Source organism: Lentzea sp. CA-135723, assembly GCF_050936595.1.
In the GTDB taxonomy this organism is placed as follows: Bacteria; Actinomycetota; Actinomycetes; order Mycobacteriales; family Pseudonocardiaceae; genus Lentzea.
Map to the genome: position 1 here is coordinate 3909428 of NZ_JBNJMK010000001.1, position 18571 is coordinate 3927998.

The following is an 18571-nucleotide window of genomic DNA, read 5'->3' on the forward strand; positions in this document are numbered from 1 at the left end:
ACGCGTGGAACGTGGCCTGGTGCTCGTCGTGGAGGACGAACCGGCGATCGCCGAGCTCGTGTCGCTCTACCTGCGACGCGACGGCTTCGGCGTGCACCTGGAGTCCTCGGGGGACGCGGCACTGGCCGCGGTCCGCGCACTCTCGCCGGTGGCCGTCGTGCTCGACGTCGGCCTGCCGGTGATGAACGGCATCGAGGTGTGCAGGGCCATGCGGGCGTCCGGTGACTGGACGCCCGTGTTGTTCGTGACCGCGCGCGACGACGAGGTCGACCGCCTGCTGGGGCTGGAGCTGGGCGCCGACGACTACATCACCAAGCCGTTCAGCCCACGCGAGTTGGCGCTTCGTGTGCGCACGGTGTTGCGTCGGTCGTCCAGCGTCGTGTCCGACGTGTTGCAGGTGGGTTCCGTACGGCTCGATGTCGGCGAACGGCGCGCGTTCGCTGGTCCGGCCGAGGTGTCCTTGACGTCAACGGAGTTCGGATTGCTCTCGTACCTCATGAAGAACCCACGTCAGGTGTTCTCGCGCGAGCAGCTCCTCTCCGCCGTGTGGGGCTACTCGTCCGTTGCCGGCACACGGACCGTGGACGTCCACATAGCGCAACTGCGCGCGAAGTTCGGTGCGTTGAGTCCGATTCGGACAGTGCGCGGCGTCGGCTACTCGGCGGACGTGTCGTGAACCTCGCGGGCAGAATCGCGTTGCTGTGCCTGGGAGTGGCGTTCGTGGCGGTGTCCGTGGCGGGCTTCGTGTCGATCCGCCAGGTCGCCACCACCTCCCAGCAGGTGAGCCAGGAGTTCCTGCGCGCGCAGGCCGACGTCGTCGCCGGCCAGATCTCGAACAACCGCGTGGAACAGATCCTGGAGGGCCAGGGCATCGCGATCGTCCGGATCACCGCCGGTGGTGACGTGACCGGCGCCGACCGCGCGGCCGTGCGAGCGGTCCGTTCGATCGACTACCGGCGAGTGCTGTCCGGTTCTGCCGCATCCGGGGTGAGCGGCCGTCTGAACGTGGAGGCCCGTCCGTCGGGGGCGGGCGGCTTCGCCCTGGTCCAGCAGACCGAGACGAGCGGCACCTACCGCAAGCTGATCCGCAACATCCTGCTGGCGCTGACCGTGGGCCTGGCCGTCGCGGTGCTCGCCGGCCTTGCCCTCGGCACCTTCCTGGCCCGCCCGCTGCGCCGGGTCGCCACCGTCGCCCACGCCATGTCGGCGGGCCGCCGGGACCTGCGGGTTCCTCCCGTCGGCACCCACGAACTGGCCGAGGTGAGCCACGCGATCAACGCGCTGGCCGACGCCCTGCACCGCAGCGAGTCCCGCCAACGCGACTTCCTCCTGTCCGTCTCCCACGAGCTCCGCACGCCGCTGACCGCCGTCACAGGCTTCGCGGAGTCGCTGGCCGACGGCGTGGTCACCGGCACCCAGGTCGCCCCGGTCGGCACCGTGATCCTGGACGAGGCGCGCCGGCTGGACCGCCTGGTCACCGACCTGCTGGACCTCGCCCGGCTCGGCGCCGACGACTTCAGCCTGGACATGGCCACCGTGTCGCTGGAACCGGTCGTGCGCTCGGCCGCCGAGGTGTGGCATGCCCGCTGCAATGCGCGCGGTGTGCAGTTCTCTCTCGAGGTGTCGTCGTCTCCGGTCGTGCGCGCCGATGCCCGCCGTCTGCGTCAGGTGATCGACGGCCTCATGGAGAACGCTCTGCGCGTGACGCCTGCCGGGCTACCGGTGGTGTTGTCCTTGTCGTCGGTTCTGGAGGTGCGCGACGGCGGGCCCGGGTTGGCGCCCGAGGACTACCCGGTGGCGTTCGACCGCGGGGTGCTGCACGCGCGGTACCAGGAGACACGCCCGGTCGGGACCGGTGTGGGGCTCGCGCTGGTGCACGGGCTGGTGACGCGGATGGGCGGGACGATCGTGGCGGGGCCGGCCGCGGAAGGCGGCGCGGCCTTCACCGTGACGCTGCAACCGGCCTGACCTGGTTCGCCCTGAGCCGCGTCGCCCGAGTTACTTCGCTTGCGGGAGCTTGACCTTCTTCTTCGAGCCCGGCGACGACGGTGGCGGCACCACGGGACCGATGTCCCCGTCCGGCGCCTCGTCCAAGTCCACGATCACCGGCGCGTGGTCGCTCGGCCCCGTGCCCTTGCGGGCGTGCCGGTCGATCCACGCCGCCTTGGCCCGCGGCGCCACCGAGTCGGAGGCCAGGATCAGGTCGATCCGCATGCCGAGGTCGCGGTGGAACATGCCGGCGCGGTAGTCCCAGTAGCTGAAGACGCGCTCGTTGGGCCACCGTTCGCGCACTACGTCGTGGAAGCCCAACGCCTCGATCGCCTGCAACGCGGCGCGTTCGGGTTCGGTGACGTGGGTCTGGCCGATGTAGGCCTCGGGGTCGAACAGGTCGGCGTCGGCGGGGGCGATGTTGATGTCGCCGCACACCAGCGCGTCGGCAGGTCCGGCCTCCAGGACGTCGCGGAGGGCAGCAAGCCATTCGAGCTTGTACTTGTAGTGGTCCGATTCGGGCTCACGGCCGTTCGGCACGTACAGCGAGTGGACGCGCACTCCGCCGCACGTGGCCGCTACGGCTCGTGCCTCGACATGGGGGAAGCCGGGTGCGCCAGCCACGCCGACGGCGACGTCCTCCAGGCCCACGCGGGACAGCAGGGCCACGCCGTTCCACTGGGGCTCGCCGAAGAGCGCGACCTCGTAGCCGCGTTCCTTCAGAGCGTCGCCGAGCAGCGCGGTGAAGGCGTCGTCTGCCAGCTTGGTCTCCTGCAGGCACACGACGTCGGGCTGCCGCTGGTCGAGCCACGGCAGCAGCCTCGGCACGCGCTGCTTGACTGAGTTCACGTTCCACGTCGCCACTCGCACGCCGTCAACCGTAGCCACCGGCGCTCAAGCCCGCATCGAACTCGGTGAGCGCAGGCCGCGCGCCGCGACCGCCGCCACGACCGGCATGAGCACCAGCGACAGCAGGCCCCACCGCAGGTCGGAGGCACTGGCGATGGCACCGACGACCGGCGAGCCCAGGCCGCCGACGCTGACCGCGAGGCCGAGTGTCACGCCGCTGGCCGTGCCCACGCGGTTCGGCAGGTAGTCCTGGCCGAGAGTGACGTGCAGTGAGAACGGCACGTAGAGCGCCACGGCCGTGAGTGCCACCATGAGGTACACGGCAGGTCCGGGCACTAGTGCGACACCCGCGACAGCAGGCACCGCCAGCGCGTACGAAACCTGTAGTACGCGGACGCGTCCCCATCGTCCGGCCAGCACACCGCCCAGCAACGTGCTCGCTGCTCCCGCGCCGAACAGCACCACCAACGCCGCCGCACCGGCCGCCGGACCACCGCCGACCCGCTCGGTCACCCAGATCGCGAGGAACGTGCCGAGCCCGAACGTCACCACCGACCGCGCCACGATGATCACGGTCAGCCTGCTGAACTGCCCCCAGTCGTCCCGGCCCCCGCGCACCGACGCCGAAGCCGACGCACCGTGCACCCCGCGCAGCGCGGCGAGCGTCAAAGCGCCTCCGACCAGCGCGGGAACGGCCAGCACCGGGCTCCAGGCCAGCCCTCCGAACGCCAGCACGGGCGTCACCAGCACAGGACCGAGCGCGAACCCTACGTTGCCGCCCACCGCGAACCAGCTCATGCCGACGTGGCTGTCCTGCGCGACGCGGCGCGCAAGCCGGGCCGCCTCCGGGTGGTACGCGGCGACGCCGAGGCCGGACAGCGCGATCGCGAGCCACGTCAGCACGTACGAGTCGCTCAGCCCGGACAGGCCGACGCCCACCCCGGCGAGCGTCATGCCGAGCGGCACGAGCCACGGCATCGGGCGCCGGTCGGTCAGCACGCCGAACAGCGGCTGCACCACCGACGACAGCAGCGTCGCGGCGACCGTGATGCCGGCCGCCGCGAGGTAGCTGTAACCGCGTTCGAGCACGAGGAACGGCACGACGGCGGGGACGGCCCCTTGGTACAGGTCGTCCACCGCGTGGCCGGCGACGAGGACGGACATCCGCCAGCGGGAGTTGGTCACACCACCGATCGTGGCCCCGCCCCGGCGTTCCCGATTCCGATAATCTGCCGATGTATGTCGAATTCTCGCCACATGCCGGCGGCGCCGACCACGAGCCGCGACCTGGCGGCCACCAGTGGCGTCACCGCGCATTGGCATGACGAGCACCAGATCGTCTACGCCAGCCGTGGCGTCGTGGCCGTGCACACGGAGACGTCCCGCTGGATCGCACCGGTGCACCGTGCGTTGTGGATTCCCGCAGGCGCCGTGCACTCCCATCGCGCGTACGGCGTCACACGGCTGCACTTCCTCGGACTGACGCAAAACCCGTTGAAGCTCAACGAACCCACGGCGCTGGCCGTCTCACCACTACTACGTGAGCTGCTCATCACCTACACAGAGCTCACAGACCGAGAAACCCCTCCGGGCAAACGAATGCGTTCGGTGCTCCTCGACCAACTGGCCACCGCGGCCGAACAACCCGTCCGCGTGCCTGCCGCCCGCGACCCCAGGCTCGCGACCGTGTGCACCGCCCTCGAGACCGACCCCTCGGACAACCGCGGTCTCGAAGCACTGGGCCGCGCGGCGGGCGCGAGCGGCAGGACGTTGACGAGGCTCTTCCGCGACGAGATGGGCATGACGTTCCCCCAGTGGCGCACCCAGCTGCGCCTCTACCACGCCCTGCGCCTGCTCGCCGAAGGCCAGCCCGTCACCTCCGTGGCCCTGCGCTGCGGTTTCGCCAGCGCCAGCGCGTTCATCGACGTGTTCCGCCGCTCGCTGGGCCACACCCCCGGCTCGTACCTCTAGAGCACCGAGAAGATCTCCTCGGCCCGGTCCCGCTTCACGAACATCTGCCACGCGGTGTCGGCGATCTCGTCGGGGTCCAGCGTCCGGTCGGCCAGCCCGCCGAACTGACCGGGATTCGCCGCCACCACCTGGTGGATGTCGCTGCGCCCGATGACACCGCCGATCGTGAGCGTGCCCGCGTACACCCCCTTCTCGGCCAGCGAGGCGTTGAGCGTCACCGCGTAGTTGCGCATGGCCGCGGACGACAACGTCAACGCCCCCAGCACCGGCATCGGCCGCACAGCGCTCAGCCCGCCGGCGAACAACAGGCCACCCCCGCGCTCGATCACGCCGGGCAGCACCAGCCGGGTGATGTCGATCCCCGCGTACACCGAGTCCATCGCGGCCCGCACCTCGTCGGACGTGGTGGCCGCGATCTCGGGCGGCAACACGTCCATGCTGATCGCCGCCGGCCCGTAGTACAGAACGTCAACCGGCCCGACAGCGTCCAAAGTGGACTTGACGGCGTCCCGGTCGAACAGGTCCACCGCGAACGCCCGAGCCTTCACCCCCTTCGCGGCCAGCGACTCGAGAAACCCGGCATGCCGCTCAGCGCGTCGCGAAATCAGCACGACCTCGTACCCCTCGCGCCCGAACCGATGCGCGACGGACATCCCGAGCCCAGGCCCGGCCCCGAGCACAACCACGGTGGGAGACATGACTTCCGCCCTTCCAGAACTAATTCGAGGTAACCCTCGACTTACGCCGCCGACGCTACCACAGAAATCGAGGGCACCCTCAACTTAACCGCCGAGTAGGATCCGCACATGGTCACCGCGTCGAGGCCCCTGCGTGCGGACGCGGCACGCAACAGGGAGAAGCTGCTGGCAGCAGCCACCGAACTGTTCGCGGAACGCGGCCTCGACGTCCCCATGGAACACATCGCCCGCCGCGCGGAAGTCAGCATCGGCACGCTCTACAAGCACTTCCCGACCCGCGAGGACCTCGTGGCGGCGATCTTCCCGGACCGCCTCGCCGCCCTGGACGTCATCGGCGACAAGGCCCTGGCCGACGACGACCCGTGGCACGCCTACACGACCTACCTGGAAGACCTCTACGGCCTGCAGGCAGAAGACAGGGGCCTCAACGACATCCTGGCCCGAGACCTCCCGAACGCCCCGGAGGTCGTCACCGCCTGCCACCGGGGCGCGGGCCACGCCGAGATCCTGATCATGCGCGCCATCGCGGCCGGCACCCTCCGCGCCGACTACACGATCACGGACATGGGCACGCTCACCAGAGCCATGGCCCAGGTGATCCGCGACTCCCCCGCCGAGTGGCGCCGCTTCCTGTCGATCTACGTCGAAGGCCTGCGCGCCCCGTAGAAAGCTGAAAGCGGTTCAGGCGCGGAAGCACTTCACGTACCAGGCGAGGTTCGTGCTCAAGTCGTACCACCGCGTGTTCGTCGTCGCCGCTTCGCTGAGCGAGCACAGGAAGAAGCAGGAGGCCGCGACCAGGGCGATCCGGGACGTGCGGCGAAACACCCGCACCTCGACATCACGCTCTGCGCCTGGGACAACCCGACGTCGTGGGGCCTCCAGGTAGCGGCCTGTGGGCCGTGCAGCGGGACCTGAACTACGGCTCGTGCCGGCACCTCAGGACGATCTCACCGCTGATCTAGCTGGACGACCCGTTCGGGACGGCGCTGTGGGGCAATGCGGCCTGGTCGGACGACGAGCCGTGAGCCGAAGACCGCGAAGGCGACTGGGACGACGTCCACCTGCGTGCGAAGTGAGCGGTTGGTGGGGCAGGTCGGATTCGAACCGACAACCTGACAGATTATGAGTCTGCTGCTCTGACCGGTTGAGCTACTGCCCCCTCGCAGGCCGCGGGCTCCCCGACCCCCGCTGACGCTGCGTGGTGGAGGATACCGATCACGCCGAACGGGCCTTGCGCGCCCCCGTGGCGAGCGACACATAGGGTGGACGCGTGCGTTTGACCCTCCGCGACTTCACCCCGGCGGACGAGCCCGAGGTGCTGCGGCTGTTCGCCGACTGCGACGACTGGTTCCAGGCCGCGACGGGCCATCCGTCCGGGCCCGGTGACGTGCAAAGCCTCTTCTACGCCTTGCCGGAAGGGGCCGCCTTCGAGCAGAAGCACCTGCTGGTGGCGCAGGCCGAGGGGATCATCGGGTTCGTGGATCTCGTCCAGGACCATCCTGCGGCCGGGGAGGCGAGCATCGGGTTCTTCCTCGTGCCCCGGGATCTGCGCAGGTGGGGCATCGGCCGGGAGATGACCAGGGCTCTGAAAGACCGCTTCCCCGCCATCGAACGGGTGCACGTGCGGCTCGACGACTTCAAGCCCGGCACCGAGTTCCTCAAGGCGATGGGGTTCGTGCTCAACGGTCAGCGGGCCGTGCTGGAGGTCGCGCCCAGGTCCGACGGCCGGTAGCCGCGCGGGTAGCCCGGGTAGGTGCGGTTCGGGGTGCTGGTGAGCTTCAAGACCTTGCGGACGGGCATGCGGCGCACGACGAAAGCACGCAACCGCAGTGCACGCCGTCCCAAGAAGCCCACCCACGCCGGCGGTGCCACGAAGCCGAACGCGCGCACCATCAGGGGATCCAGCATCCCGACCACGGCGCGGGACACCACGGGACGCGCGAGCGACGGGTACCAGGAGCAGAACAGGTCGAGGGTGTATTGGCCGATGCGGCGGTTCGACGGCGCGTACACGAAGTGCTCCCGCTCGTACGCCACCTTGAAGGCGCGGAACTCGTCGTAGCCGGCCGGGATGTCGCGGATGCCCATGCGGGCCCCGACCGCGCGGTAGAAGTGGAACGCGGCCAGCTGCTCGACGCGGGTCAGCGGGCGCCAGCCGTACGACGAGATCCACTCGATCGGGTCGTAGATGAACGTCGACAGCACGTACAGCATGTCGTCGTTCGAGATGTCGTAACGGCCGTGCTGGCGGTTCACGACCCGCAACGCCTCGCGGCCGCGCGGGGAGTCGTAGCCGTGCTCGACGAGCTCGGCCATCAGGATGGCGGTGTCGTCGTAGCGCTTCTGGGGGCGGCGGGCGAACTCTCCGGTGCGGTCGAGCAGGCCGGAGATCGTCGGCACGCAGTACGTGCGGAACAGCGCCAGCTCCAGCGACTTCTGGTAGTCCCACGGGAACTCCAGGCCCGCGGAGATCCGCATGATCTCCTCGTGGTCGGCGACCGGGTCCAGCGACGAGATGCGGCGGAGGTTAGCGAAGCGGGCCATCTCCCCAAGCTGGAGCAACGCCCGGTAAAGCACTAGGCCCCAGTCGGATGACTGGGGCCTAGTGGCTACGCTCCCCCAACTGGACTCGAACCAGTAACCCTGCGATTAACAGTCGCATGCTCTGCCAATTGAGCTATGGGGGAATGTTCTGTTGTGTCTTGCCTGTCAGGCTTGGTTCCTCCTGACAGTGGGTAACTCTACATGAGCCTCAAAAGGGGTTTTGCAGGCACCCCCCGCTTTGCGGCAACATAGGCTCTGACCAGGCACGATGCGAGAGGAGAAGCCACATGAAGGGCATCTTGGTCGGTGTGGCGGTCGGCTACGTGCTCGGCGCGAAGGCCGGGCGGGAGCGTTACGACCAGATCGTGCGCCTCTGGCACCGCTTCATCGAGAACCCCACGGTGCGCAAGACGGCCGCCCAGGCGAAGGACAAGGCGTTCGAAGCCGCAGTTCAGGCCAAGGACCTCGCTGCCGACGCGGCGGAGAAGGCCGCCGAGAAGGCACCGTGGCGACACCAGGACGAGGCCAACGGGAGGGTCGTCACGCCGCCCCGCCTGTGATCACCTTCACAGCTGGGCGACCGCGAAGATCCTCCTGAACGGGAACCACGTGGTGCCGTCGGCTCGCCGCGGGTACGCCTCGCGCAGCCGCGGCGCCAGTTCCGCCCGGTACGCCTCCCAGTCCTCAACGGACAATGCGGCGCGCACCGGGCGCAAAGCCGTGCCTGTCACCCATTCGAGCACCGGGTCCGCACCGGAGAGCCGCTGCACGTACGTCGTCTCCCAGACGTCCACAGTGGAGCAGGAGCCGAGCAGGTTCGCGTACTCCACGGGGTCCAGAACCGGTTTCTCCGCCCGGAAGACGTGCTCCAGACCGGCTCCCGCCACCTCGCGGATCAACCGGTGCGAGGCGTCCCCGTAGTTGCCGGGAACCTGGAACGCGAGCCACGCGCCAGGCGACAAGGCCGAGAGCCAGCCAGACACGATCGTGGGATGTTCCGGAACCCACTGCAACACCGCGTTGGACACCACGACATCGGTGTCGGGCAACGGTTCCCAAGTCGCCACGTCGTCGACCCGCGCGTCCACGCCGGCCGCCTGAGCCGCCTCGACCATCTCGGCGGAGGAGTCGAACGCCTCGACCACGGCGGACGGCCACCGCACCGACAGCGACCCGGTCAGGTTGCCGGGCCCGCAGCCCACGTCGACGACACGACGCGGCGAAGAAGCCTGCACGCGCCCAACGAGCTCGTAGAACGGCCGCGCCCGGTGATCGGCGAAGGCCAGGTACTGCGCCGGATCCCACATGCGACTAACAGTACACGCGTACTGCTAGCCCGCAAGCTTCGAAGCGAACGGCCCCACGGCCTCGCGCACCGCCGCCAGGTCCACCCCGGCGTCACCCCGCGCCTGCCACACCACGCCGTCCCGGCCGGGGATCTTGCGCTGCAGGATCCACACGCCGGGCGACTCCACGCGTTCCCGCACCCGGATCGACCCCTCGACGCGCTGGCTGATCGCCCGCATCACGCGATCCGGCCGGTCGACCGAGAACCGCACGGCGGGCAGGTCCTCCAGCAGCACCACAGGCCCCTCGGCCGACGCCTCGGCGGCCTCCACGACCCGCAGCGAGCCCTCCCACTTGACCTTGCTGACGAGGTGCCAGCCGATCCGCCGCGGCGGCTCGTCCGGCACCCACAGCCCGAGCGACGTCACCACGAGGTGCCCGCCCGACGTCACCGGAGCGAACGCGATCACGGTCTCGTCCTTCTCCAGCTCGCCCGTGAACCCGTCGGGTGCGCCGTCGCCGAACAACCGCCTGAACAGCCCCACTACAGCACTCCAGCGCTCTGCTGCAGGAGCGCCTTGCGGTACTCCTCCAGCGCCACCAGGTCGCCCCACAGCGCCCGGTACTCGTCGGCGTCCTTGATCGGGGACAGCCGCCGCAGCCGCGACTTCACGTCCTCGACCTGCTTGCCGACCTGCACCTCCTGCAGCCGCGCGATCACCATCGACACGTAGCGGAACTCGTCGTTCTGCTTGACCGCCAACGGTTCCACGGCGAGCTCGGTCAGCACCGACCGCACCGACGCGTGCGAGCACGCCTGCGAGATCGCGTCCAGGTACGCCGTGCCCGCGAGACCGCAGGACGCGCCACCGGCGTCGCGGATCGCCCGGTGCAGCGCGACGTACGCGGGGTCGGTGAAGGACTCGTCCGGCAGCGAGTCGTACAGCGGGCCGGCGTACTCGGGCAGCCGCAGCGCGATCTTGAGCACCTCGCGCTCGAAGATCAGCTTCGGGTCGCGCGGGCTCGGCCGCGCGGGTCCGTCCACCTCGACGCCCAGCGCGATCTGGTTCGGGTCGACGCGCTGCGCCACCGCGACGGGCGCCTTGCCGCCGGCGGTCTGGCGCACCCGGCGCACGACCATCGCCTCGTCGTCCCAGCCCACCCACCAGGCCAGGCGCGTCGCGTAGCCGTCGCGCTTGGCCCGGTCCTTGATCTGCGCGACGAACGGCACCATCTTCTTCAACGCCTCGACGCGCCCGTCCACGGAGTCGAGGTCGTACGCCTTGAGCTGCGCCTTGATCGCGAACTCGATCAGCGGGATGCGCCGCGCCACCAGGTCGCGCACCGCCACGTCGCCCTTGTTCTGCCGCAGCTCGCACGGGTCCATGCCGTCCGGCGCGACCGCGATGTAGGTCTGCGCGGAGAAGTGCTGCTCGCCCTCGAACGCCTTCAGCGCGGCCTTCTGGCCCGCCTCGTCGCCGTCGAAGGTGAAGATGACCTCGCCGTTCACGTCGTCGTCGATCAGCAGCCTGCGCAGCACGTTCATGTGGTCGGAGCCGAACGCCGTGCCGCACGAGGCGACCGCCGTCGGCACGCCCGCGAGGTGCATGGCCATCACGTCGGTGTAGCCCTCGACGATGACCGCCTGCTTGCGCTTGGCGATCTCCCGCTTGGCCTGGTCGAGCCCGAACAGCACCTGCGACTTCTTGTAGATCATCGACTCGCTGGTGTTGAGGTACTTCGCCTGGATCGGGTCGTCGTCGAAGATCCGGCGGGCACCGAACCCGACGACGTCGCCGCTGATCTCCTTGATGGGCCACAGCAGCCGCCGGTGGAACCGGTCGATCGGCCCCTGCTTGCCCTCCTTGACCAGCTGCGACTTGATCAGCTCCGCGAGCTCGAAACCACTTCCGAGCAGGTGTTTCGTCAGCTTGTCCCAGCCGCCGGGCGCGAAGCCGCAGCCGAACTGGCGCGCAGCGGCCTCGTCGAACCCGCGCTCGGCCAGGAACTCCCGGGCCGCCTGCGCCTCCGGCGTCTTGAGCTGCTCGGCGTAGAACTCCTGCGCCGCCTTGTGCGCCTCGATGAGCCTGCTGCGGGTGCCGCGGTCGCGCTGGATCGTCGCGCCGCCGCCCTCGTAGACGAGCTGGATGCCCGCGCGGTCCGCGAGCCGCTCGACGGCCTCGACGAACGACAGGTGCTCGACCTTCATCACGAAGGCGATCACGTCACCGCCCTCGCCGCAGCCGAAGCAGTGGAACGTGCCGTGCGACGGGCGCACGTTGAACGACGGCGTCTTCTCGTCGTGGAAGGGGCACAACCCCTTGAGCGCGCCTCCGCCCGCCCGCTTCAGCGAAACCTGGTCACCGACGACCTCGTCGATGCGGCTGCGCTCACGCACCAACGCGATGTCGCTCTCCCTGATGCGTCCTGCCACGAACCCGAGTCTAATCCCCTGGCAAACTGCCGACCGTGACCACCGCTGACGTCTTCGGACTCCACCGGACGCACCTGATCGGCGTCGCGTACCGGCTGACCGGCAGCATCGCCGACGCCGAGGACGCCGTGCAGGAGGCGTGGCCGCGGTTCGCGAAGGCGCAGGGCGTGCAGGACGCGCGGGGCTGGCTCACGACCGTCGTCAGCCGCATCTGCCTCGACCGGCTGCGCTCCGCCGCCGTGCGCCGCGAGACGTACGTTGGCTCGTGGCTGCCGGAGCCGTTGCTCACGACCGGCGAGGAGGACGACCCGCTGGCGAGCGTGGTGCGGTCCGACGGCGTGCGGATGGCGGCGCTGGTGGTGCTCGACCGGCTCACCCCCGACCAGCGGGTGGCGTTCGTGCTGCACGACGCGTTCTCGTTGCCGTTCAACGAGATCGCCCAGGTGCTCGGCGTCTCGGAGGCCTCCGCCCGGCAGCACGCGTCGCGGGCCCGCAAGGCCGTCGCGGACGCCGACCCGCCACCCCGCGCGGCGCTGGCCGAGCAGCAGGAGGTGCTGGAGAAGTTCATGCGCGCCATGGCGAGCGGCGACCTCGACGGCGTGCTGGCGTTGCTGCACCCGGACGCGGTGATGATCGGCGACGGCGGCGGCAAGGTGCGCACGGCGGTCAACACGGTCTCCGGCGCGGACAAGGTCGCCCGCTTCTTCCTGGGCCTCGTGCAGAAGTACGGCTTCCCGGAGGCTCAGCGGCCGATGTTCGTCAACGGCGAGCTCGGCGTCGTGATGCCGGCGTACGGCGACGTGACCGCGCGCGTGACGACGTTCACGGTGCACGAGGGCAAGATCGCGGCCGTCTACGACATCGCGAACCCGGACAAGCTCGCCCACGTGGCGTTCTGAGGGTTTTGGTCTGGACCGTAACTGGAGCCGGGACCGGCGTGCTGGCTAACGTCACCCGGCGTCGGTCCAGCCCAAGCCCCCTGCCGCGGGTTGCAACCACCGGAGTCCGCTCATGCCCGAACAAGACGTCCCCTCGCGCCGGTCGTTCCTCGCGACCACCGGCGCGGCCGCCGTGGTCGCCCTGACCGCCGCCGGCACCACCACCGCCCGCAGTGCCCCGCTCCCGCTCACCCCGACCTGCGTCGATGACGACGACACCCCGTCGAACATCGAGGGTCCCTACTTCAAGCGGAACTCACCGCAGCGCACGAACCTGCGCACGCCCGGCGTCACCGGGATCGTGCTGAGCATCACCGGATTCGTCTACACGATGAAGTGCCAGCCGATCCCCGGCGCGCTGCTGGACTTCTGGCAGGCGGACGACCGGGGCGTCTACGACAACACGACGTTCAAGATGCGCGGCCACCAGTTCACCAACGCCTCCGGCGCGTACGTGCTGGAGACGATCGTGCCGAAGGACTACCCAGGCCGCACCCCGCACATCCACGTGAAGGCGCAGCCGCGCGGCGGCCCGATCCTGACCACGCAGCTGTTCTTCCCGGACAACCTCAGGGCGTACGGGATGAACGTGGCGTACCTGAACCGGCGCGACGCCTACCTCGACCGCGAGTGCGAGATGGAGCTCGGCCCGCTCGTCGGCAACCGCTACACCGCCAGGTTCGACTTCGTCCTGGACAGCTGAGCTACCACCGCATTCGCAGCAGCTTTCCCACGTCACGGAGCTTCGGCACCGCGCTGACGACCTTCATCTGGATCCTGCCGGACCTGGGCAACGCGTCCAGGTGCGGCAGGTCCACGCTGCGCCAGGAGTCCACTGTGGTCAGTCCGGTGCGCAACGCCTCGATCTCGCGCGGATCGTCGACGCCCCAGTGCAACGTCGCGCCCGCGTTCTTCACGGCGGGCACGAGCTTCTGCAGCTTGATCCCCCACGACCCGTAGACGTCGAACAGCAGCTCACCGCTCGCGAACCTGTTCGTGATGCGGCTGATCAGCGCGTGCCCCTCCTGCTGGGTGAGGTACATCGACAGGCCCTCGAACACCGCGACCACCGGCCGGTCCGCGGGGACCTCGGCGAGCCACGCGTCCTCCGTGACCGACGACGCCACCAGCCGGTAGTCGCCTTGGGGCTCGGGCAAGAGCTTGCGCCGCAACGCAACGACGTCCGGCATGTCGACGTCGACCCACCGCACGGTGTCCGGCCGTTCGAGGCGATGCACGCGCGTGTCCATGCCACAGGCCAGATGCAGCACCGTGCAGGACGGGGTGTGCCGGAGGAACTCGCGGGCCCAGTCGTCGAGCACCCGGCCGCGGATGGCGACGCCGACCGCGGTGGTCGTGTTCATCCCGGTCTTGCCGAAGTCGTAGTCGATGCGGTCGACGGCGCGCTTGGCCTCGTCGTCGTGCAGCACGGACGCGGGCCGCACGCTGTCGAGGGCCCGCCCGTAGAGCGTGGCGAGCATGGTCTCCTGCGCACCCGTCAGGGTGATCTTCTCCACTCCCCTAGTTTGTCGGGACGCGGCACGCGTCACCACTGGTGAATCCCTGATCCTTGATGTCGAACGCGCTGTTGAACCGGGCCCGCTGGTTCTCCAGCGCGATCTGGTAGGTCAGCGCGATGAGCTGCTTGCGTCCCATCAGCCCCTCCAGCTCGGCGACCGGCGTCTCGGTCATGGCGTCGGCGTAGGCGAGCGCCTTGCGTTCGAGGTCGGTGAACAACGGCGAGGTGGCGTACTCGTCGATGTGCTTCAACCGTTCGATGTCGAGCCCGTCGTGCTTCATCAGCATGGCGCCGAAGTCGACGCACCACGAGCAGCCGAGCTTCACCGCCGTCCGGTAGACGACCAGCTCGAACAACGGCCCGTGCACGGCCTTCTTGACGGCCAGCTCGTGCCGTCCACTCGCGATGAGCACCTTCGGGTGATGGGCCATCACCGTGACGGGCTCCGGCACGGCCCCGAACTCGCGCCGCGCGAACCAGTACACGGCCTTGAGCAGCAGGCCCGCGTCCTTCTTGGTGACTCCCTTGATCCTCGTCATGCCCACTGGACGACGCAGCCCGCCAGAACGTGACACCTTTGGGTGACTGGGGCCCGAGCCGCTCTACTCATAGGGTCCCTGCATGAGCAACGACTTCGTGCTGGACATCGACCACGAGTCGGCCGGCCTGCTGGCGGGAACGCTGCTGGCAGGCGACTCGTGTGCGGTTCCGGTGCGGCACCAGAACGTCAAACTGCTGCTGTGCGCGCTGCCCGGCGAGGACGGCATGCGCCTCTTCCTGCGCCGCAACACGCCCTAACGGTCGTAGCGAGCCACGTACTCCATGAGCACGTCACGGGACCGTTCGTTGTCGAGCGCCACGGCGTGCATGCGCTGGAAGATGGCCACGGCCCGTTCGACGGTCGCGGCGTCACTGGCGAGCGTCCAGTTCGCGAGGTAGACCAACGGCGGCTCGTGCTCGTACTGGATGAGCGCGTAGTCGAGCCCCACCGCCGCCGCCCCGCCCGCGCTGGCCGGCACGATCCTGATCGACGGCGCGTGGAACAGCAGGTGCAGGACCTGGTCCTCCATCAGCCGGTCGCCCCCGACGACGGTGTTCAGCGCGTACTCGTGGATGAAGAACACGCACTGCGGCAGCACGCCGTCGCGCTGCAGCTCGGGCGACGGCGCGAGCCCCAGCGCCCCCGCCAGCGCCTTCGCGTAGCACTCGGTCCTGAGCAGGACCGGGATGGTGACGCCGCTGAAGCAGGTGATGCGCGTGGCTCCCGCCGCGGCGAGCACGACGAGCTGCTCGCCGGCACCGTGCTGGGTCATGCGCAGAACGGTAAGGCCATGATCATGATCTCGCCGCGCGAAACGCTCGCCCATCAGGGCGAACGGTTCACGGACGGGCGACTGACCCGGTCCGGGATGGGTCACGGACGGGCGACCTGCGCGAGGAAGTAGATCTCACCCGACCCCGCGTGCCGCACCGCCAGCAGGAACGGCCGGTCGACCGTCACCACCACCGGATCGGCCGGGATCTCGAACGACACCGTCCGGAACGTGATCGCGGTGGCCGCCGCGCCTTCGAGGCCCTCCTCGTCGAGGCGCAGCACCGCCTCGTGCACGACGTCGTCGACGAACATCCGCTCGTCCGGCGAGAGGCCGGAGAAGTCGGCATCGCGCTGGAACATGCGCTCGACACCGAGCTGCCGCAACGTGTTCTTGAGGGTGAAGCGCGCTCGAACGTCCACTTTGGGCAGTGCGAGCTCGAGGCGGGTCTGGGTGCGGGCGTCGAGCGCGGACGGCGGTAGCGGCTGGTCCAGCGAGGTGTCCGGCAGCAGGATCACGGTCTCGACGCCGGAGTCCGCCGGCAGCACGACGGTCTGCCAGCCGTCGGCGTGGGCGTAGCGGAACTTCTCGGTGACGGTCATCGTCGGCACGTCGACGTCGCCGCCGGGCGCGTGGAACGGCTTCTGCGCGGTCTCCCCCGCGAGGAACGGGTTCAGCCAGCCGACCTTGAGGTACAGCGCGTTCACGATGATCGCGGCGGCGTCCGCGGGCGGCGGGTCCGTCAGCAGTTCGGGGATGAGGCCTCGGGTGGTCTCGGCGACGTCGGTGTTGACGAGCTTGCGGACCGTCGCGGGGTCGGAGAACGCCGTGCGGCGCACGGAGGCGGCCAGCGAGAAGTCCGGGTCGATCGTCAGGTCGTCGTCGGCCCACAGCGTGTTCGCGACGGCCAGTTCGGGCACGTCGCGTGCGGCGGTGGGGTCGAAGCCGCCGAGCAGGGCGTCGAGTTCGGCTCTGGTCTCGCCGCGGGCGGCCTCGCGGGCGAGGGCCAGCGCCGAAGCCACGGAGTACGGCGACCAGCACGCGTTCGCGGCGTGGTCCGGGACGGCGACGCGGTGCAGGGTCAGGGCGAGGTCGTGGGCTGCCACGACCCCGAACCTACGCCGATGCGCGGTGCCAGGCCACGGCTTGCGCGTCGGTGAGCAGCGCCACCTGGTCCACGACGACGCGAAGTCGTGCGGCGTAAGAGGAAGCGGCCGCGAACACCGGGCGGAACGCGGGGTCGAGCAGGGTGGGGCGTTCCATCAGGCGGGTGACGAGGTCGGCGATCAGGTCGCGTTGCTTCGCCTGCATGGCGAGGCGCGCGGGGTCGCTCATGACGTACCGGACGGCCATCGCCTTGAGCAGCGCCACCTCGGCGGCGACCTGCCTCGGGACCTCCAGCGACGCGGAGTACCTCGTCAGCGTGCCGTCGCCGTGCACGGCGCGGGTGGCGGTGACGGCGGCGGAGGCGAAGCGGCCGACCAGTTCGCTGGTGAGGTTCTTCAGCGCCACCTGCGCGCCGAGCGAGCCGTCGTACTCGTGGCCGGTCCAGTAGCCGATCACCGGCAGTGCGAGCAGGTCCTCCGCGGTGGCCTCCAGCGTCGCCACGGACTCCTCGGAGAACGTCTTCGCGGCGAGCGAGGCGATGGCGGCGCGTTCGTCGGGACGGGCCAGCGCGCCGAGGCTGATGCGGTGGGCCAGCACGCCATCCTCGACGTCGTGCACCGAGTACGCCACGTCGTCGGCCCAGTCCATCACCTGCGCCTCGATGCACTGCGCACGTTCCGGTGCGCCCGCACGCATCCACTCGAACACTTCGAGGTCGTCGTCGTACACGCCGAACTTCACCATGCCCGGCGTGCGCGTCCACGGGTACTTCGTCGACGCGTCCAGCACGGCACGGGTGAGGTTCAGGCCGTGCGCGGTCTTGGGTTCGAGGCGGGCGAGGATGCGGAACGTCTGCGCGTTGCCCTCGAAACCTCCGCACGGGCCTGCGAGCTCGTTGAGCGCCCTCTCGCCGTTGTGCCCGAACGGCGGATGCCCGATGTCGTGCGCGAGCCCGGCCGTGTCGACGATGTCGGGATCGCAGCCCAGCTCCTCGCCGATGCCGCGGCCGATCTGCGCGACCTCCAGCGAGTGCGTCAGACGCGTGCGCGGCACACCGGTGACCTCGGAACCCTCACCGGGACCGACGACCTGGGTCTTGCCCGCGAGCCTGCGCAACGCCGCCGAGTGCAGCACGCGCGCCCGGTCGCGGGAGAACGGTGTGCGCGCCTCCGTGCGGGAACCCGGCAGCGCGGCGCTCTTGGGTTCCTCGGGGAGCAGGCGCTCCGCGTCGTGGCCGGTGTATCCCATCACCCGATTTTAGGGAGGTTGAGCTCCTCGAACACGCCGGCGTGCGCCTTCATCAGGCGGTAGTAGAGCAGGGCTCCGGTCTCGCGCTTGATGTAGAACCACTGCGTCTCACGCGTCTGCACGTTCGGACCGCTGCGCGTCGGTGACGTCCAGGCCGTCAGCCCGGCGTCCTCGGCCATCGTGCGGGCGCGCAGCGAGTGCCACGGGTCGCTGACGATCACGGCGGTGCTCAGGCCGCGTTCCTTCGCCACGGACGCGACCGCCCGCAACGACCCGAGCGTGTCCGCGCCCTCACCGACCTGGAGCACCTTGTCCTCCGGCACCCCGCGCTTGACCAGCCACAGCTTGCCGACCTGGCCCTCGGTGAAGTTGTCACCGGGCTGGCGGCCACCGGTCGTCGCGATGTAGCCGACGACGCCCTCCTGGTAGAGGCCGAGCGCGTGTTCCAGCCTGGCCGCGAGCACGTCCGACGGGACGCCGTTGTACTGCGCGGCGCCGAGGACGATCGCCATGTCGGCCTTCGTCCAGTCGTCCACGCGCGCGACCTGCCACACCCGGAACGCGGTGCCTCCGCCGACGAGCACGGCGACGGCCAGCGCCCCGAAGACGAGGCGCAACACGATCCGGCGAATCCTGGCGAGTGGTTTGAGGGGCGTGGTCCGCACACCCTGCAT

General features: G+C 69.8%; 23 protein-coding genes and 2 tRNA genes. 9 read left to right on the plus strand and 16 right to left on the minus strand.

Annotated features, from left to right (window positions below):
- Positions 1–4: 4 nt before the first annotated feature.
- On the plus strand, positions 5–676 hold the full coding sequence (locus ACQEU1_RS17230) for a response regulator transcription factor (protein WP_433202207.1): 672 nt from the start codon (positions 5–7) through the stop codon (positions 674–676).
- Positions 673–1968: a HAMP domain-containing sensor histidine kinase gene (locus ACQEU1_RS17235; RefSeq protein ID WP_433202210.1), complete on the plus strand. Its 1296-nt coding sequence runs from the start codon at positions 673–675 to the stop codon at positions 1966–1968. Before ACQEU1_RS17230 ends, ACQEU1_RS17235 begins: the two co-directional genes overlap by 4 nt.
- A 30-nt stretch (positions 1969–1998) precedes the next feature.
- Here ACQEU1_RS17235 and ACQEU1_RS17240 read toward each other — a convergent pair whose 3' ends face one another.
- Positions 1999–2859, minus strand: coding sequence for an exodeoxyribonuclease III (locus ACQEU1_RS17240; protein WP_433202213.1), 861 nt, complete (start codon positions 2857–2859; stop codon positions 1999–2001).
- A gap of 24 nt (positions 2860–2883) precedes the next feature.
- On the minus strand, positions 2884–4023 hold the full coding sequence (locus tag ACQEU1_RS17245; RefSeq protein ID WP_433202216.1) for an MFS transporter: 1140 nt from the start codon (positions 4021–4023) through the stop codon (positions 2884–2886).
- A 54-nt stretch (positions 4024–4077) separates the two neighbouring features.
- Here ACQEU1_RS17245 and ACQEU1_RS17250 point away from each other — a divergent pair, with 54 nt between their 5' ends.
- A complete protein-coding gene (locus ACQEU1_RS17250; RefSeq protein ID WP_433202219.1) occupies positions 4078–4809 on the plus strand; it encodes an AraC family transcriptional regulator in 732 nt (243 codons plus the stop codon).
- Here ACQEU1_RS17250 and ACQEU1_RS17255 read toward each other — a convergent pair.
- A complete protein-coding gene (locus ACQEU1_RS17255) occupies positions 4806–5507 on the minus strand; it encodes an SDR family NAD(P)-dependent oxidoreductase (protein WP_433202222.1) in 702 nt (233 codons plus the stop codon). The genes ACQEU1_RS17250 and ACQEU1_RS17255 overlap by 4 nt on opposite strands.
- Before the next feature lie 108 nt (positions 5508–5615).
- Here ACQEU1_RS17255 and ACQEU1_RS17260 point away from each other — a divergent pair, with 108 nt between their 5' ends.
- Positions 5616–6173 carry a TetR/AcrR family transcriptional regulator gene (locus ACQEU1_RS17260; RefSeq protein ID WP_433202225.1) on the plus strand — a complete coding sequence of 186 codons (558 nt, stop codon included), beginning with the start codon at positions 5616–5618 and terminating at the stop codon, positions 6171–6173.
- A gap of 15 nt (positions 6174–6188) precedes the next feature.
- Here the strand turns inward: ACQEU1_RS17260 and ACQEU1_RS17265 are convergent, their stop codons facing one another.
- Positions 6189–6338 (minus strand): hypothetical protein, encoded by a 150-nt coding sequence (locus ACQEU1_RS17265; protein WP_433202228.1) that lies wholly within the window; start codon positions 6336–6338, stop codon positions 6189–6191.
- 250 nt (positions 6339–6588) lie between these two features.
- Positions 6589–6666: transfer RNA gene (locus tag ACQEU1_RS17270), tRNA-Ile, on the minus strand.
- Between the two features lie 111 nt (positions 6667–6777).
- Between ACQEU1_RS17270 and ACQEU1_RS17275 the strand changes: the two genes are divergently transcribed.
- The gene (locus ACQEU1_RS17275; protein ID WP_433202231.1) at positions 6778–7239 is read left to right on the plus strand and encodes a GNAT family N-acetyltransferase; all 462 of its coding nucleotides are present in this window, start codon (positions 6778–6780) and stop codon (positions 7237–7239) included.
- Here ACQEU1_RS17275 and ACQEU1_RS17280 read toward each other — a convergent pair.
- Positions 7194–8051, minus strand: coding sequence for an oxygenase MpaB family protein (locus ACQEU1_RS17280; RefSeq protein WP_433202234.1), 858 nt, complete (start codon positions 8049–8051; stop codon positions 7194–7196). The genes ACQEU1_RS17275 and ACQEU1_RS17280 overlap by 46 nt on opposite strands.
- 70 nt (positions 8052–8121) lie before the next feature.
- Positions 8122–8194 (minus strand) — tRNA-Asn (locus ACQEU1_RS17285).
- A 144-nt stretch (positions 8195–8338) separates the two neighbouring features.
- Between ACQEU1_RS17285 and ACQEU1_RS17290 the strand changes: the two genes are divergently transcribed.
- Positions 8339–8611, plus strand: a complete 273-nt coding sequence (locus tag ACQEU1_RS17290; RefSeq protein WP_433202237.1) for a hypothetical protein — start codon at positions 8339–8341, stop codon at positions 8609–8611.
- A 6-nt stretch (positions 8612–8617) separates the two neighbouring features.
- On the opposite strand, the gene ACQEU1_RS17295 is transcribed toward ACQEU1_RS17290, so the two are convergent.
- Genes ACQEU1_RS17295 through dnaG form a run of 3 tightly spaced genes read right to left on the minus strand, consistent with a single transcriptional unit; the run spans position 8618 to position 11772 of the window.
- Entirely contained in the window at positions 8618–9358 is a 741-nt protein-coding gene (locus ACQEU1_RS17295) for a trans-aconitate 2-methyltransferase (protein ID WP_433202240.1), read from the minus strand.
- Positions 9359–9382: 24 nt separating this feature from the next.
- Complete coding sequence (locus tag ACQEU1_RS17300; RefSeq protein WP_433202243.1) at positions 9383–9883, minus strand: hypothetical protein; 501 nt, start codon at positions 9881–9883, stop codon at positions 9383–9385.
- Positions 9883–11772 carry a DNA primase gene (gene dnaG, locus ACQEU1_RS17305; RefSeq protein WP_433202246.1) on the minus strand — a complete coding sequence of 630 codons (1890 nt, stop codon included), beginning with the start codon at positions 11770–11772 and terminating at the stop codon, positions 9883–9885. Before dnaG ends, ACQEU1_RS17300 begins: the two co-directional genes overlap by 1 nt.
- Before the next feature lie 35 nt (positions 11773–11807).
- Between dnaG and ACQEU1_RS17310 the strand changes: the two genes are divergently transcribed.
- Positions 11808–12671 (plus strand): sigma-70 family RNA polymerase sigma factor, encoded by an 864-nt coding sequence (locus ACQEU1_RS17310; RefSeq protein ID WP_433202249.1) that lies wholly within the window; start codon positions 11808–11810, stop codon positions 12669–12671.
- A 112-nt stretch (positions 12672–12783) separates the two neighbouring features.
- Positions 12784–13413, plus strand: a complete 630-nt coding sequence (locus ACQEU1_RS17315) for a dioxygenase (protein ID WP_433202252.1) — start codon at positions 12784–12786, stop codon at positions 13411–13413.
- A 1-nt stretch (position 13414) separates the two neighbouring features.
- Here ACQEU1_RS17315 and ACQEU1_RS17320 read toward each other — a convergent pair whose 3' ends face one another.
- Together ACQEU1_RS17320 and ACQEU1_RS17325 are read right to left on the minus strand one after the other, a co-directional pair.
- The gene (locus ACQEU1_RS17320; RefSeq protein ID WP_433202255.1) at positions 13415–14227 is read right to left on the minus strand and encodes a class I SAM-dependent methyltransferase; all 813 of its coding nucleotides are present in this window, start codon (positions 14225–14227) and stop codon (positions 13415–13417) included.
- 4 nt (positions 14228–14231) lie between these two features.
- A complete protein-coding gene (locus ACQEU1_RS17325; RefSeq protein WP_433202258.1) occupies positions 14232–14768 on the minus strand; it encodes a carboxymuconolactone decarboxylase family protein in 537 nt (178 codons plus the stop codon).
- Between the two features lie 82 nt (positions 14769–14850).
- Here ACQEU1_RS17325 and ACQEU1_RS17330 point away from each other — a divergent pair, with 82 nt between their 5' ends.
- Positions 14851–15027 (plus strand): hypothetical protein, encoded by a 177-nt coding sequence (locus ACQEU1_RS17330; RefSeq protein ID WP_157512840.1) that lies wholly within the window; start codon positions 14851–14853, stop codon positions 15025–15027.
- On the opposite strand, the gene ACQEU1_RS17335 is transcribed toward ACQEU1_RS17330, so the two are convergent.
- From ACQEU1_RS17335 to ACQEU1_RS17350, 4 genes are all read right to left on the minus strand, one after another.
- Positions 15024–15542 (minus strand): Scr1 family TA system antitoxin-like transcriptional regulator, encoded by a 519-nt coding sequence (locus ACQEU1_RS17335; RefSeq protein ID WP_433202263.1) that lies wholly within the window; start codon positions 15540–15542, stop codon positions 15024–15026. The two genes, ACQEU1_RS17330 and ACQEU1_RS17335, sit on opposite strands and share 4 nt — an antisense overlap.
- A 101-nt stretch (positions 15543–15643) precedes the next feature.
- Entirely contained in the window at positions 15644–16648 is a 1005-nt protein-coding gene (locus tag ACQEU1_RS17340) for a serpin family protein (protein WP_433202266.1), read from the minus strand.
- Positions 16649–16658: 10 nt separating this feature from the next.
- On the minus strand, positions 16659–17897 hold the full coding sequence (locus tag ACQEU1_RS17345) for a deoxyguanosinetriphosphate triphosphohydrolase (RefSeq protein WP_433202269.1): 1239 nt from the start codon (positions 17895–17897) through the stop codon (positions 16659–16661).
- Positions 17897–18562 carry a YdcF family protein gene (locus tag ACQEU1_RS17350; protein WP_433202272.1) on the minus strand — a complete coding sequence of 222 codons (666 nt, stop codon included), beginning with the start codon at positions 18560–18562 and terminating at the stop codon, positions 17897–17899. The genes ACQEU1_RS17345 and ACQEU1_RS17350 overlap by 1 nt, the downstream gene beginning before the upstream one ends.
- Positions 18563–18571 lie beyond the last annotated feature (9 nt).